Source organism: Embleya sp. NBC_00896, assembly GCF_045207785.1.
GTDB lineage: Bacteria > Actinomycetota > Actinomycetes > Streptomycetales > Streptomycetaceae > Embleya.
In genome coordinates this window covers 4,787,503-4,802,040 of record NZ_CP108776.1, presented here as the reverse complement: position 1 = coordinate 4,802,040, position 14,538 = coordinate 4,787,503, and the positions used below count along the sequence as shown (strand labels likewise).

13 protein-coding genes are annotated in these 14,538 nt (G+C 72.3%); 2 read left to right on the top strand and 11 right to left on the bottom strand.

Annotated features, from left to right (window positions below):
- The first annotated feature begins 23 nt into the window (after positions 1-23).
- Entirely contained in the window at positions 24-4,859 is a 4,836-nt protein-coding gene (locus OG928_RS21845; protein WP_406286348.1) for a DNA repair ATPase, read from the top strand.
- A gap of 27 nt (positions 4,860-4,886) precedes the next feature.
- On the opposite strand, the gene OG928_RS21840 is transcribed toward OG928_RS21845, so the two are convergent.
- From OG928_RS21840 to OG928_RS21800, 9 genes are all read right to left on the bottom strand, one after another.
- Complete coding sequence (locus OG928_RS21840; protein WP_406286346.1) at positions 4,887-5,726, bottom strand: glutamate ABC transporter substrate-binding protein; 840 nt, start codon at positions 5,724-5,726, stop codon at positions 4,887-4,889.
- Positions 5,723-5,878, bottom strand: a complete 156-nt coding sequence (locus OG928_RS21835) for a hypothetical protein (RefSeq protein ID WP_406286345.1) — start codon at positions 5,876-5,878, stop codon at positions 5,723-5,725. The genes OG928_RS21840 and OG928_RS21835 overlap by 4 nt, the downstream gene beginning before the upstream one ends.
- 185 nt (positions 5,879-6,063) lie before the next feature.
- Positions 6,064-6,756 (bottom strand): GNAT family N-acetyltransferase, encoded by a 693-nt coding sequence (locus OG928_RS21830; protein WP_406286342.1) that lies wholly within the window; start codon positions 6,754-6,756, stop codon positions 6,064-6,066.
- Positions 6,757-6,902: 146 nt separating this feature from the next.
- Complete coding sequence (gene rdgB / locus OG928_RS21825; RefSeq protein WP_406286340.1) at positions 6,903-7,505, bottom strand: RdgB/HAM1 family non-canonical purine NTP pyrophosphatase; 603 nt, start codon at positions 7,503-7,505, stop codon at positions 6,903-6,905.
- 77 nt (positions 7,506-7,582) lie between these two features.
- The gene (locus OG928_RS21820; protein WP_406286337.1) at positions 7,583-7,981 is read right to left on the bottom strand and encodes a hypothetical protein; all 399 of its coding nucleotides are present in this window, start codon (positions 7,979-7,981) and stop codon (positions 7,583-7,585) included.
- 204 nt (positions 7,982-8,185) lie between these two features.
- Positions 8,186-8,911 (bottom strand): ribonuclease PH, encoded by a 726-nt coding sequence (gene rph / locus OG928_RS21815; protein ID WP_406286335.1) that lies wholly within the window; start codon positions 8,909-8,911, stop codon positions 8,186-8,188.
- 54 nt (positions 8,912-8,965) lie between these two features.
- Positions 8,966-9,721 carry an MBL fold metallo-hydrolase gene (locus OG928_RS21810; RefSeq protein ID WP_406286333.1) on the bottom strand — a complete coding sequence of 252 codons (756 nt, stop codon included), beginning with the start codon at positions 9,719-9,721 and terminating at the stop codon, positions 8,966-8,968.
- Complete coding sequence (gene murI, locus OG928_RS21805; RefSeq protein ID WP_406286331.1) at positions 9,718-10,533, bottom strand: glutamate racemase; 816 nt, start codon at positions 10,531-10,533, stop codon at positions 9,718-9,720. Before murI ends, OG928_RS21810 begins: the two co-directional genes overlap by 4 nt.
- A gap of 63 nt (positions 10,534-10,596) precedes the next feature.
- The gene (locus OG928_RS21800; protein ID WP_406286329.1) at positions 10,597-11,292 is read right to left on the bottom strand and encodes a 2'-5' RNA ligase family protein; all 696 of its coding nucleotides are present in this window, start codon (positions 11,290-11,292) and stop codon (positions 10,597-10,599) included.
- A 559-nt stretch (positions 11,293-11,851) separates the two neighbouring features.
- On the opposite strand from OG928_RS21800, the gene OG928_RS21795 reads away from it, so the two are divergent.
- Entirely contained in the window at positions 11,852-13,039 is a 1,188-nt protein-coding gene (locus OG928_RS21795) for a methyltransferase domain-containing protein (protein ID WP_406286327.1), read from the top strand.
- A 152-nt stretch (positions 13,040-13,191) separates the two neighbouring features.
- Here OG928_RS21795 and OG928_RS21790 read toward each other — a convergent pair whose 3' ends face one another.
- Complete coding sequence (locus OG928_RS21790; RefSeq protein ID WP_406286325.1) at positions 13,192-14,142, bottom strand: PLP-dependent cysteine synthase family protein; 951 nt, start codon at positions 14,140-14,142, stop codon at positions 13,192-13,194.
- Entirely contained in the window at positions 14,142-14,423 is a 282-nt protein-coding gene (locus OG928_RS21785) for a MoaD/ThiS family protein (RefSeq protein WP_406286323.1), read from the bottom strand. Before OG928_RS21785 ends, OG928_RS21790 begins: the two co-directional genes overlap by 1 nt.
- Positions 14,424-14,538 lie beyond the last annotated feature (115 nt).

Genomic DNA, 14,538 nt, shown 5'->3' with positions numbered 1-14,538 from the left:
ACCGAACGAGGAGTCGATCAGACGTGAGCAGCGAAGGCCCGGTCGCGGGCAGTGCGCCGGCCGAGTCCGCGGCCGAGCCGGGAACCTACGAGGTCCTGCGCGACCGACTCCTCGGCGCGGCCCGCGAACTGGGTTCCCGGGCAAGGGAGTTGAACGAACGGCGGATCCGGACCTACGGCGGCGGCACGCTCGACCTGACCGACACCCACCGGGTCCGCACCGAGCGCGCCGTGCTCGCTCGGGACGTGGTCCAGGTGGGCGGGCTGCTGCTGGTCGGCTACGACGCGGACGCGCCACCGGGCGAGCCGATCGGGCCCGGCGACGTGTTCGGGCTGTATCGGCGGACCGCCGACGGATTCGCACCGGCCCCGCTCGACGCCGTCCCGGGCCTGCTCGACGACCCGCGCTTTCGGCAGGACTTCACCGAGCTGTTCCGCTACTTCCGCGGCACCCGGCTGCTGCAATTGCGGGACACCGGCACGTACGTGCTCGCGGTCTTCCGGGTCGGCGAGCGGCTCACCGACATCCGGGTCCTGCGCTGGCGCTCGGCCGCCGACGGCACCCCGTCCTACGTCGACGCCCGGGGCGAGCGCGAGCACGTCTTCCCGGCGGCACACGAATTCGACTGGACCCCGAGCACCCGCGGCGACCACGTCCCGGGTCGGCATCCGCACATCGCGATCGAGGACACGCTGTACGTGTCCACGCTCGGCGGCCGGCTCACCGTCAAGGCCCGGAACGACACCGAGACCGACGAGGGCATCCACAGCGAGCCGGTCGACGAGCCGCTCCAGTCGCTCGCCGACGCGGAGGTCGAACACGCGCGGCTCGGCCCGCTGCTGCTGGTGCGGGTCCGTCCGTACAACGAGGACGCGTGGCGCCATCTGGTCTTCAACACCCGGACCACCGAGGTGCGGCGGCTCGACGGCATCGGGCGCGCCTGCCGACGGCTGCCGGACGACCAGGGCATCGTCTTCCCCGGCGGCTACTACCCGACCACCGGGACGGCCCGCACCTTCGACATCGACACCGCGGAGCTGGAATTCGAGTCGGTCGTGCACTCACCCAACGGCGAGGACGTGCTGTACGCGTTCCACGCCCGCGCCGCGGGCCGCACGACGCTGCTGTCGTACAACGTGATCCGCGAGGAGGCCGCGGCTCCGATCGTCGGGCTCGGTCGCGCCTTCTTCGCCGACGGCACGATGGCGGTGCTGCGCGCGGCGAACGAGGAGCCCACGCGCGTGCACACGGTCCAGATGTGGAGCACGCCCTACCTGTCCGACGCGTACGCCGCCGCGCGCCCGGCCGGCACCGGACCGCTCGCCCGGATCGGCAATCCCGAGCTCGTGCGCGGCATCGCCGACTGCCTGTCGATCGCCGCGATGGCCGAGGAGACGACCCCCACCACGGCGGTCTTCGCGGCGATCACCGCCGCCGCGGCCCGGGTCGTCGACACCCACCACTGGCTCGCCGACTCGGAACTGGGGGCGCTCGCCGAGCCGTTGGCGACGGTCCGGGCGACCGCGAGCGCGGTCGTCGAGGAGTTCCGCCGGGTCCTGGACCTGCGTCGGGTGGCCGCCGAAGCGCTCGACGAGGCCGCGGCGACCACGACGGCACTGACTCGGCGGGTGCGCGGCGAGCAGCCGGACAGCGCCGGCGCGTGCGTGCGCCAACTCACCGAACTCCGGCACGCACAAGGGCATATCGGCACGCTGCGGGAGATCCGGTACATCGATGCGACCCGGTTGGAGGGCCTGGAGATCGCGCTGATCGACGAACTGGCGAGCACCGGGCGGCGCGCGGTGGCCTTCCTCGCCGACGACGACGCGTTCGTGGGCACCCATCGGATCGTGGACGGCCTGATCGCCGAGGCCGCGCGGTCGGCCACGGTCGCGGAGTCGGCGGCGCTGGGCGCGCGGATCGACGAACAGACCGACGGCCTGCGCGTCGTCACCGACGTCGTGGGCACGCTCGAAGGCACCGACGCGACCGTGCGCACCGCGATCCTGACCCGGATCGGCGAGGTGCTCGGCGGCGTCAACCGGGCCCGCGCGACCCTGGAGGCGCGCCGCCGGGACCTGCTCGAAGCCGAGCAACGGGCGGAGTTCGCGGCCGAGGTCGCGCTGTTGGAGCAGACCGTGGTCGGCGCGCTGTCCGCCGCCGCGACCCCGGAGGAGTGCGACGAACAGCTCGGCCGGCTGCTCGCCCGGATCGAGAACCTCGAAGCCCGCTTCGGCACCTTCGACGAGCACCTGGCCCGGATCGGCACCGAACGCGAGCGGATCCACGACGCGTTCTCCGCGCGCAAGCAGGCCCGGCTCGACGAGCGCGCCCGGCACACCCGCCGGCTCGCCGAGTCGGCGGGGCGGATCCTGACCACGATCGGGCGCCGGGTCCGCACGCTCGCGAGCGTCGACGACATCAACACCTACTTCGCGTCCGACCCGCTGGTCGGCAAGGTCCGGTCGACGGCCGAGGAACTGCGCCGCCTCGGCGACCCGGTCCGAGCCGGCGAACTCGACGGGCGGCTCAAGGCGGCCCGCCAGGAGGCCGCCCGGGCGTTGCGCGACCGCGCCGAGCTCTACGACGCGGCGGGCACGGTCCGGCTGGGCCGGCACCGCTTCGCGGTCGACGAGCGGCCGATCGAGCTGACCCTGGTCCCGCACGGGGACACCCTCGCGTTCGCGATCACCGGTACCGACTACCGAGCGCTCGTGCCCGAGCCGCTGCCGGCCGCCCACCGGGTCTTTCGCGACCAGCCGCTGAGCTCGGAATCGCCGGAGGTCTACCGGGCCGAGCACCTCGCGGCGCTGGTGCTCGCCGAGGCCGAGGCGGGCTCCGCGGGGCTCTCGCCGGCCGGGTTGGCCGCCGCCTCGCCGGCGGAGCTGCTGGCCCAGGTGCGCCGGGTCGCGGCGCCGCGGCACGGCGAGGGCTACGACCGCGGTGTGCACGACCACGACGCGGCGGCGCTGCTCGCGGCCGTGCTGCGGCTGCGGGCGGGGGCCGGGCTGCTGCGGTTCGCGCCGGGGGGTCGGGCGGCGGCCCAGTTGTTCTGGGCGTACGGGGTCGCCGACGCGTCACGCGGGGCGTGGGTGACCCGGGCCCAGTCGCTCGCACGGGCGCGGGACGCCTTCGGGCCGGTGCCGGCGATCGGCGAGCTGGCGGCCGAACTCGACGGCGCGGCGGGCGAGTTCCTGGACTCGCTCGGGGGCGTGCCGGCGGGCGGGTCGGTCGGGGCGTACCTGTTCGAGGAACTCGCCGCCGGTGGGCCGCGTTTCGCGACGAGCGCCGCGGCGCGGGCGCTGCTCGCCGGATTCCGCGAGTCGCTGGGTGGTGCGGGGTCGCCCGCGGCGAAGGACTTCGCCGCGGATCTGCGCGCGCTCGGGGGCGATCTCGCCGCCCGGCACCAGCTCGTGCGGGCCTGGTTGGGCGCGTACGCCGGTGGTCCGCACCCCGGTGGTCCGCACACCGATCGGGACCTGCCCGAGGCGGTCGCCGTCGAGCTGTGCGGCGAGGCGCTCGACCGGCACGACGTGGCCGATCCGGTGTCGGCGACCGTGGAGGGCCTGCTCGGCGCGCATCCGCGGCTCGCGAGCGGGGGTTCGCTGTCCGTGCGGTTGGACGAGTTCCTGCTGCGCACCGAGGAGTTCCGGCGGGTGCGGGTGCCCGCGTACCGGGCGTACGAGCGCCGGCGGGCCGAGTTGCTGGCCGCCGAGCGCGAGCGGCTGCGGCTGGACACGTACACGCCGACGGTCATGTCCGCGTTCGTGCGCAACCGGCTGATCGACGAGGTGTACCTGCCGCTGATCGGCGACAACCTCGCGAAGCAGCTGGGCGCGGCCGGCGACGACCGGCGGACCGACAGCCAGGGGCTGCTGCTCCTGCTGTCCCCGCCGGGCTACGGCAAGACCACCCTGCTCGAATACGTCGCGGCCCGGCTGGGGCTGGTGTTCGTCAAGATCGACGGGCCCGCGCTCGGCCCGCGCACGATCTCGCTCGACCCGGCCGCGGCGCCGGACGCCGCCGCCCGGCGCGAGATCGAGAAGATCGGCTTCGCGCTGGAGTTGGGCAACAACGTGCTGCTGCACCTGGACGACATCCAGCACGTATCGCCGGAGCTGCTCCAGAAGTTCGTGTCGCTGTGCGACGCGCAGCGCCGGATCGAGGGCGTGTGGGAGGGCCGGGCCCGCGGCTACGACCTGCGCGGCAAGCGCTTCGCGGTGTGCATGGCCGGCAATCCGTACACCGAGTCCGGGCAGCGGTTCCGGATCCCGGACATGCTCGCGAACCGCGCCGACGTGTGGAACCTCGGCGACGTGCTCGGCGGCCGGGAGGACCTGTTCGCGCTCAGCCACGTCGAGAACGCGCTCACCGCGAACCCGGTGCTGGCCCCGATCGCCGGCCGCGGGCACGGCGACCTCGATCTGCTGGTCCGGCTCGCGCGCGGCGACGACACCGCTCGGCCCGACCGGCTCGCGCACCCGTACGACCGGGCGGAGTTGGAGCGGATCCTGGCCGTGCTGCGCCGACTGCTGCACGTGCGCGAGACGGTGCTCGCGGCCAACCGCGCGTACATCGCCTCGGCGGCGCAGTCGGACGCGGCGCGCACCGAGCCGCCGTTTCGACTCCAGGGCTCGTATCGCGACACCAACAAGCTCGCGGAGCGAATCCTCCCGGTGCTCGGCGACGTCGAGGTGGAGGCGCTCGTCGACGACCACTACGCGGCGGAGGCGCAGACACTGACCACCGACGCCGAGGCCAATCTGCTCAAGCTGGCCGAACTGCGCGGGCGGCTGACGCCCGAACAGGCGGCGCGGTGGGCGGAGGTGAAGCGGGCCTACCGGGTGGGGCGGGAGTGACGCGGCGCGGCCGACCCGGCGACTCGGTCAGTCCGCGTACTTGGCGGCCGGCGGGGCGGCCGGCCGTTCCGCGGCCGGGAGATTGCCCGCGAGCCAGCGATCGTAGGACCGCATCCACGGGCTGTCCGGGCCGCCCTCGCGGTAGTCCGCCAGGATCGCGTTGACCCGCCGGACCAGGTCGGTGTCGTTCGGGTTCATCGCGACGCCGTACAGCGTCTCGTCCAGGCGCGGGCCGACCACGTGGATCATCGGGTCCTGCGCGGCCAGGCCCGCGGCGAGCGATCCGTGCGTGAGGATCGCGTCGGTGAGCCCGGATTGCAGCCGGACCAGGCAGTCGAGGTGGTTGTCGGCGACGTCGACGAGCGCACCGAGGTCGGCGCGGGCGAGCAGGTCGACGGCGGTGGTACCGGCGCCGACGCAGACGCGTTGACCGCGAAGCCCTCGGTCGAAGGCGGTGACGGGCGAGTTCTTGGCCACGAGGAGTTGCTGGCCGCTCTGGAAGTACACGGTGGAGAAGGCGACTTCGGCCTTGCGTTCGCAGGTGATGGTCATCGTGCGGGCCATCACGTCCACGTCGCCGGCGCGGATCCGCGCGACGCGTTGTTCGGGGGACATGGTGACGAACTTGATCCGCGCCTCGGGGCCGAGGATGCCCTTGGCGATGGCCCGGACGAGGTCGATGTCGAAGCCGACGATCTCGCCGGTCGCCGGGTCGGCCGAGCCCCAGAGGTAGCTGTTGAGGTCCACGCCTGCGGTCAGATATCCGCGCTGCCGGATCCGGGCGACGGCCGGGCCGTCGGCGTCCGACGGGCGCAGGCTGGCCCAGGGGTCGCAGGGCGGGGCCGCCGGCGTGGCGGCGGGTCTCACGGAGGCGGCGGGCGCCGCGGGCCCGCGGGTGTGTGGGTTTGGGCCGCCGGGGCCGCGCGTCCGGTGGGGGCTGCGTCGGTCGCGCAGCCGGCCAGCGCGAGCACCAGCGCGCCCGCGCCCGCGAGCATCGCCCGGGCCGGTCGTGTCCACATGGTCCGAATCACGGTCTCCCCCACGCTCGTTCGACCCGCCGGGCCTCGGCGCACACGGGTCGCGTGCGCTGCGGACCGGCCCGGCACGCGCTCATGGTCGCGCTTGGGAGGGTTCGAGGGGTGGGTATTTCCCTACCCGATCGGGCAAGGGGGGCCTGCCCGGTCGGACAGGGTGTGGGTTTCGCCTACGCGTCCGCCGCCTCCGGGTCGGCGATCGGATCCGGGTCCGGGGTCGGTATCCAGGCCGGCGTGATCTCGCTGCGCAGGGTCCAGCCCAGCGTGCGGTACAGCTCGCGGCCGGCCGGCGACGCGACCAGGACTCCGGTCGTGGCGCCCTGTTCGGCGGCGGCGTCGGCGAGCCGGGTCATCAGGACGCTGCCCAGTCCCCGGCGGCGGTGCGCCGGGTCGGTCAGCACGTCGTCGACCACGGCGGTCGATCCGGTGACCGCGACCCGACCGCGTGCGGCGACGGTGCGGTCGGCGGCGAGCAGGCACGCCGAGGTGAGTCCGCCGCGCGTTTCGACGTCGATCGTGTAGCCCGCCGGCGCGGTGGCCCGGGTGCGCCGCAGCGGTGTCGTCATCAGGTACTCGGGGGCGCCCTCGGTCCACGTCGGGGTCAGCGCCGACCGCACCTGTTCGGCCGGCGCCGCGGTCTTGATCCAGGTCCCGGGTTCGGCGCGGGTCAGGGCGAGTTCGGCCACCGCGTCGACGTCGAAGAGGACGTAGCGGACGAGGTGTCCCGGCAACCCCACGTCGAGGCGGAAGCCGCCGTCCACCGCGATCGGCGCGGGCACCGAGCGGGCGACCGCCCAGCCGTCCACCCAGGCGCGGACCACATCGGACCGAGCCGCGGCCCGCTCTTGGTCGATCGTGCTCATGACGTCCTCCGGCTGCTCGGTGATCTCGACCGGCCGAGCTTATTGCAAGTAGTTCGCAACAAGGTGGGCCGGGCGGATTCGAGGCCGGATCCGGGCGTGGTGCGGGCGTGGTGTCGGTGGGTGTGGGTGCGGGTGGGTGCGGGTGCTCAGCCCACCAGGTCCGCCACGATCGGCACGAGCGCGCGGAACGCCTTGCCCCGGTGGCTGATCGCGTTCTTCTCGGCGGCGGTGAGCTCGGCCGCCGTGCGGGTGTCGTCGGCGACCCGGAGGATCGGGTCGTAGCCGAAGCCGCCCGTGCCGCGCGGTTCGCGGGTCAGGGTGCCCTCGAACCGACCCTCGACGACGCGTTCGGTGCCGTCGGGCAGGGCCAGAGCCGCCGCGCACGCGAACCAGGCCGCGCGGTGCTCGTCGGCGATGTCCGACAGTTGCGCGAGCAACAGCCGCAGGTTGGCCTTGTCGTCGCCGTGCGTGCCGGCCCAGCGCGCGGAGAAGATCCCCGGCATCCCGTTGAGCGCGGCCACGCACAGGCCCGAGTCGTCGGCGATCGCCGGCAGACCCGTGGCCCGGGCGATGGCGTGTGCCTTGAGCAGCGCGTTGGCCGCGAAGGTGAGGCCCGTCTCGGGCACGTCGGGGACGTCGGGGTAGGAGTCCATGCCGACGAGTTCGACGTCGAGCCCGGCGTCCTTGAGGATCTGCTGGAGCTCGACGACCTTGTTGGCGTTGCGCGTTGCGAGTACGAGACGGCTCATGGGCCAAAGCCTAAGCCTAGGCGCGCGGCGGTCGCGGATCGACTTCGGGCGACCGCCGGGCCGGCGGATGGGGCGGGCTACTTCACGCAGATCGTGGCCAGGTTCTTCGCACCGTTGATCAGCGGCTGCACGTCACTCGCGCTCAGGCTGCCGCCGTTCGCGGCCTTGGTGCTGAGCTGCGTGATCACGTCGCTGAGGCTGTTGGCGGCGTTCTTCGCGTCGTCCGAGTCCAGGTCCTTGGTCTTGTCGTCCAGGGTCTTCTGGAGGTTGTCGAGCGAGGTCCGGGCGGCGGCCGGGTCGTTCAGCACATTACCCAGATTGCTGATGTCGTTGGTGAGGTTGGTGGCCAGTTCGGCACACGAGATGGCCTGCTGTGCCTGCTCGCACGCGGCGGTGGCGAAGCACGCTCCCGCGATTGCGGCGGCCGCGATGGTCGTGCGCAGGACGCGGCGGGGACGGTACGTGGCGCGGAACATGGCGCTCCTCGTCAGGGGACGGACCGATCGGCCCGGTCGTGGCGGCTGATCGGGATGATCAGATGGCATGACCGTACTGGTGTCCGGCCGCCTGCCGGGCCGACGGTCGCATATCCGGTGCGTGCCGGTTGCGCGTACGTGACACTCGCAACCGGCACGTGACCCGGGGTACGGGGTCGGGTCGGATGCCGTCCCGGCGCCGGGTCAGCCTTCCAGCGCGAGCTGCTGAAGCACCGTCAGCTCTTCGCAGCCGTGCGCGCCGAGGTCGAGCAGGCTGTTCAGCAGCGCGCGGTCGAACGGCTCCTTCTCCGCGGTGCCCTGCACCTCGACGAACCGGCCGTCGCCGGTACAGACGATGTTCATGTCGGTCTCGGCGCGGACGTCCTCCTCGTAGGGGAGGTCGAGCATCGGCACGCCGTCGATGATGCCGACGCTGACCGCCGCGACCGAGCCGATCAGCGGGTTGGCGCCCTTGCGGGTGAGCTTGCGCTCGCGCGCCCAGGCCACCGCGTCGGCGAGCGCGACGTACGCGCCGGTGATCGCCGCCGTGCGGGTGCCGCCGTCGGCCTGGAGCACGTCGCAGTCGAGGTGGATCGTGGTCTCGCCGAGCGCCTTGGTGTCGATCACCGCGCGCAGCGACCGGCCGATCAGCCGCGAGATCTCGTGCGTACGCCCGCCGATCCGGCCCTTGACCGACTCGCGGTCGCCCCGCGTGTGCGTGGCGCGCGGCAGCATCGAGTACTCGGCCGTGACCCAGCCCTCCCCGCTGCCCTTGCGCCAGCGCGGCACGCCTTCGGTGACGCTCGCGGCGACCAGGACGCGCGTGCGGCCGAACTCGACGAGGACCGAGCCCTCGGCGTGGTCGAGCCACTTGCGCTGGAAGGTGACAGGGCGGAGCTGGTTGGGGGTACGGCCGTCTACTCGTGACATGTCCCCCAGCCTAAGCCGTGCCGCGTGCCCCGCCGGACCGTGTCCGGCACGGCCTCAGACGGTGTGCGTCGCGTCCGGCAGGGCCAGGTCCACCGCGCCGGCGAAGGTCTTGCGGGCGTCGTCGAGGTTGCGTTGACGGCTCGTCCACGGCGGGATGTGGGTGAGCAACAGGCGGCCCACGCCCGCGCGTTCGGCGTGCTCGCCGGCCTGCCGGCCGTTCAGGTGCACGTGCGGAAGGTCCTCGCGGCCGTACTCGAACGAGGCCTCGCACAGCAGCAGGTCGGCGCCGCGCGAGATCCGGACCAGGTCGTCGCTGACGCCGGTGTCGCCGGAGTAGACGAGCGATCGGCCGCCGACCTCGATCCGGTAGGCGTACGACTCGACGGGGTGCGGCATCCGGTCGGCGGTGATCCGGAACGGGCCGACCTCGAAGGTGCCCGTCACGACGGTGCGGAAGTCGAACACGTCGGCCATCCGCCCGTTGTCGGTGGCGCCCTCGACGTCGTAGGCGTGCGCGATCCGCTCGTGGGTGTCGCGCGGCCCGTACACGGGCAGCCGCGGCAGTTCCCCGACCGGGCAGTACTTGCGGGCCACGAAGTAGCAGGCGAGATCGAGGCAGTGGTCGGCGTGCAGGTGGCTGAGCAGCACGGCGTCGATCGAGCCGAGGGCGGCGTGCCGCTGGAGGGCACCGAGCGCGCCGTTGCCGAGGTCGATCAGGATCCGTACCCCATCGGCTTCCAGGAGGTAGCACGAACACGGGCTGTCGGGCCCGGGGAAGCTGCCGGAGCAGCCGACGACGGTGAGTTTCACGTGAGGGCTCCGAGCGCGTCGACGTGCGCGAGTTCGGGGCCGAGGAACCGGCGACCGACGTCGCGGAACTGGGCGGGATCGCCCGTGGTGAGGAATTGGTGCTCGGGGAGGTCCCGCCCGATGTCGCGCATCAGGCCGCCGGCCGCGAGCGCCCGGTAGACGTCCTTCGCCGTCTCCTCGGCGCTGGAGATGAGCGTGACCTGCTCCCCCATGACGTAGGAGATGACACCGGTGAGCAGCGGGTAGTGCGTGCAACCGAGGATCAGCGTGTCCACGCCCTCGGAGACGATCGGGTCGAGGTAGCCCCGGGCGACCTTGAGCAGTTCGTCGCCGCCGGTCACGCCGCGCTCGACGAACTCGACGAAGCGCGGGCAGGCCTGGGTGCTGAGGTGGATGTGCGGCGCCGCGGCGAACGCGTCCTCGTAGGCCATCGAGGTCTTGGTGGCCTGCGTCGAGATCACCCCGACCCGTCCGTTGCGGGTCGCCGCGGCGGCCCGGCGGGTGGCCGGCTTGATCACCTCGACCACCGGCACGGCGTAGCGCTCGCGGGCGTCGCGCAGCATCGCGGCGGACGCGCTGTTGCACGCTATGACAAGGAGCTTCACGCCCTCGTCGACGAGCCGGTCGAGGCATTCCAACGCGTACGCGCGCACCTCCGCGATCGGCCGCGGCCCATACGGCTGCCGTGCGGTGTCGCCGAGGTAGCGAATCGACTCGTTCGGAAGCTGATCGAGCACGGCCCTGGCCACGGTCAGGCCACCGAAGCTCGAGTCGAAGATCCCGATCGGCGCGTCATTGGATGCGAATGCCACCCCCTGAGAGTACGCAGTGGAGGGGTACGTCCCGGTGCACAACGGGCATGGTGGTGACCGACGTCACGGCCCCAACACGCCGCACAGCCCCACACCCGCCCCCAAATCACCAACCCCCACCCAACGCCCCCGCACCCCACCGACTCGCCCCAACCCGACCTCGACCAGTGGCCGCCAGTCCCAATCCCGCTCCGGTCCCCACTGCTCGACGAGCGTGACCGCGCGGATGGTGATCTCGCGGGCGGGGAGCCTACGACCCAGCGCGGCGATAACCGGCTCGGCCGATTGGGCGGCGACGCTGTACGCGAGCGTCATGTGTGGCGTCCACGGTGAGTCGGCGAAACCCTCGTCGCGCGCGACCTTTGTCGCACCGCGAATGACTTCCCGGAGGGCGTCAAGCGCGTCGGGCGGCTCGATGCCGAGCATGACCGCCTCAGGGTGATAGAGGATCCGGCCCAGATTGACTGTCACCGGCGGCCACTCGGCGAGCCCCTCCCGGGCACGCTCGACCATCGCGGCGATCCGTTCGATCCCGACCTCACGTGTCGGCCCGACTTCCAGCATGGTCAGGTGCAGCCACCGCAACGGGACCCGATGAAACCCCGAGAATCCCGCAAGCCGCTCCTGCCCGAGACGGCCGACCCCACGAGCCTTCCCGTCCCGCCCGAGCAGCGCATGCCAGTACAACTGCCCGCGCCCGGGCGCGGGTTCGATCCGGTCATGCCATCGATCCCTCAGCCGAGCGGGAAGCGGGCTCAAGCGTCCCCCTGATCGAACCCGTCCGACAACGCAACGGCACTGAACTCGCTGATCCGCTCGCGAAGTTCGAGCGCCTCCACACTGCGCTGGAAACGCCGAGCCCGCAACCGCCGGTCGAGGTTCGCCAGATGCCGGATGAATGACTCGACACACTGCCGCCCGGAGCATGTACCGCTCCCCGAACCCCCAGGCAGCAGCATCACGTTGGCCATCTACCGCGTCGGTCCGCACGGGACCGAGATCCTCGTGCCGCCCGAAACGCACAAGGGCTTCGCGCGTAGCGGCCACCAAACCGAAGCCCCGTGCGCGTGTTGCGGGTGGCCCTATGAGTCGCCACGCCCGTGAACGGTCCTGTTGCCGGGCCGGCCGGGCGCCGCCGAGATCCGCACTCGTTCGGTGATCCACGAGAACACGGGATCGGAAGGGACCAAAGCATGACCATCGGTATGGGGATCCGTACGGCACGGCATCGCGACAAGAGTGGTGACGACGCGCAGAAGGACCGGCCGATTCCGCCGGAGACACCGCCGGATCCGCCGCCGCAGAAATGAGTGAGCCCATGACCTCGACAGCCTCGGAGCAAGCTCGCGTCAACGCGGGTCTGCTCCGTCTCGTGGAGGAGAGGACCGGATCCTTGGCGCAGCAGTGGCGGGACGCTTTTCTCGCTGTGCCCCGCCACCGGTTCCTGCCGGATGTGGTCTGGGTACGGCGGCGGGGAGAACGGGTACCGGAGCGGATCGATCGGCGTGCGTCGCCGGACGCGTGGTTTGCCGCCGCCTACCAGGACGTATCGGTGATCGTGCAGCTCAACGACGGCGCCGAGGCCGGCCCAAACCCGGTCTGGCCGTCATCCTCGGCGTCCCAACCGACCGTAGTGGCCGGGATGTTGCTCGCCCTCGACGTCCGCGACGGGCATCGGGTCCTGGAGATCGGCACCGGGTCCGGGTGGAACGCCGGGCTACTGGCCCACCGGCTCGGAGCCGATCGGGTCGTCACGGTCGAATTGGATCGCGCCTTGGCCGTGGAGGCCCGGCGCCGGCTCACGGCGATCGGACCGGCGCCCCGGGTCGTCACCGGTGACGGCGCCGAAGGCTGGGCGAACGGGTCGCCCTACGATCGCGTGCTCTGCACCTGCTCGGTCGAACGCGTCCCTGCGCCCTGGATCGCCCAGACCCGAACCGGTGGACGCATCGTCACGCCGTGGGCGACATCGTGGACCGCGGACGGTTCGCTGGTCTTGACGACTCATCAGGACGGCTCGGCCGTCGGCCCTTTCGTCCCCGGGGGAGCCTTCATGCGTATGCGCGCTCATCGCACCGGCCGCATCGACGACTTGGACGACGTCGTGCGTCCCGAACACGTGCCCGATTCCGGGACCACAACAGTGTCGCCGTGGGATGTCACCGGCGACGCCGACTTCGCGATCGGCGTCGCCGTGCCTCGGGTTTGGCACCTATGGGAGCCGAACCCCGGCCTGGACGGTGTCCATACGCGAATCTGGGTGGCCGACGAGGCGGGGAGCTCATGGGCTTGCGTCGACTACGACGGCGCAGGGCTCGCGGTCTTCGCCGTCCGCCAGTACGGCCCCCGCCGACTGTGGGACGAGGTGGCGGCGGCCTGGACGTGGTGGGATTCCGCCCACCGGCCCGGGCTGGATCGGTTCGGCGTCTCCGTCCGCCCGGATGGCACGCAGATCGTGTGGCACGGTTCGCCGGGCGGCCCCTCCTGGCCGGTACCCCTCGCCTGAGGCCGGGCAACGTCGCCCTCGCCGGCATTCGCCCGGTCCCTGCGTGACCGCCCCACGCACCGTGACGGGCATCGAGGGTCACGACGAAAACGGCTCCGCCCCTCCCGTGTCGAGAGGAAGGGCGGAGCCGGAAAGATGTGTGCTGCGAGTGATCAGGCCCAGAGTTGGCCGTGCAGGCCCTCGACCGCGGCCTCGGTGGATTCGGCGGTGTAGATGCCGGTGGACAGGTACTTCCAGCCGGCGTCCGCGATCACGAAGGCGATGTCGGCCGGTTCGCCCGCCTTGACCGCCTTTCGGGCGATGCCGAGGGCCGCGTGCAGGACGGCGCCGGTGGAGATGCCCGCGAAGATGCCCTCCTTCTGCAGCAGTTCGCGGGTCCGCCGAACCGCGTCGGCGGAGCCCACCGAGTAGCGGGTGGTGAGCACCTCGGCGTCGTACAGCTCGGGCACGAAGCCCTCGTCCAGGTTGCGCAGCCCGTAGACGACGTCGTCGTAGCGCGGTTCGGCCGCGACGATCGTCACCCCGGGGACCTTCTCGCGCAGATAGCGCCCGACGCCCATCAGCGTCCCGGTCGTGCCCAGGCCGGCCACGAAGTGCGTGATCGTGGGCAGGTCCTCGAGCAGTTCCGGGCCGGTGGTCGCGTAGTGCGCGTCCGGGTTGGCCGGGTTGCCGTACTGGTACAGCATCACCCACTCGGGATTCTCGGCCGCGAGCTCCTTGGCCACCCGCACCGCCGTATTGGAGCCGCCCGCCGCGGGCGAGGCGATGATCCGCGCGCCCCACATCCGCAGCAGTTCGCGGCGCTCCTCGGAGGTGTTCTCCGGCATCACGCAGACGATCTTGTAGCCCTTGAGCTTGGCCGCCATCGCCAGGGCGATCCCGGTGTTGCCCGACGTCGGCTCCAGGATCGTGCAGCCCGGGGTCAGCCGGCCGTCGCGTTCCGCCGCCTCGATCATGTGCAGGGCCGGACGGTCCTTGATCGACCCGGTCGGGTTGCGGTCCTCGAGCTTGGCCCATACCCGCACGGTCGGCGACGGGGACAGGCTCGGCAGGCCGACCAGCGGGGTACGGCCGACCGAGTCGAGCAACGAGTCGTAGCGCATCAGATCGCGCCACCGGCGACCGCCGGGAGGATCGTGACGCTGTCGCCGTCGTCCAGCTTGGTGGTGAGGCCGCCGGTGAACCGCACGTCCTCGTCGTTGAGGTAGACGTTGACGAAGCGGCGCAGCTCGCCGTTCTGCTCGATCAGTCGCTCGCGAATGCCCGGGTGCCGGGCCTCGAGGTCGACGAACAGGTCGGCGAGCGTGGCGCCCGCACCGTCCACGGCCTTCGCGCCGTCGGTGTAGGTGCGGAGGATGGTCGGGATGCGGACCTCGATGGCCATGGATGCGCTCCTCTGGTGATGACGCGAACGGAGAGAACGCAGTCCGGACGCGGGCCGCACCCTTGACGCTCCGTCGGGAGCGGTGGGGCGGGGTCGTTCGCATGCGCCGGTGCTG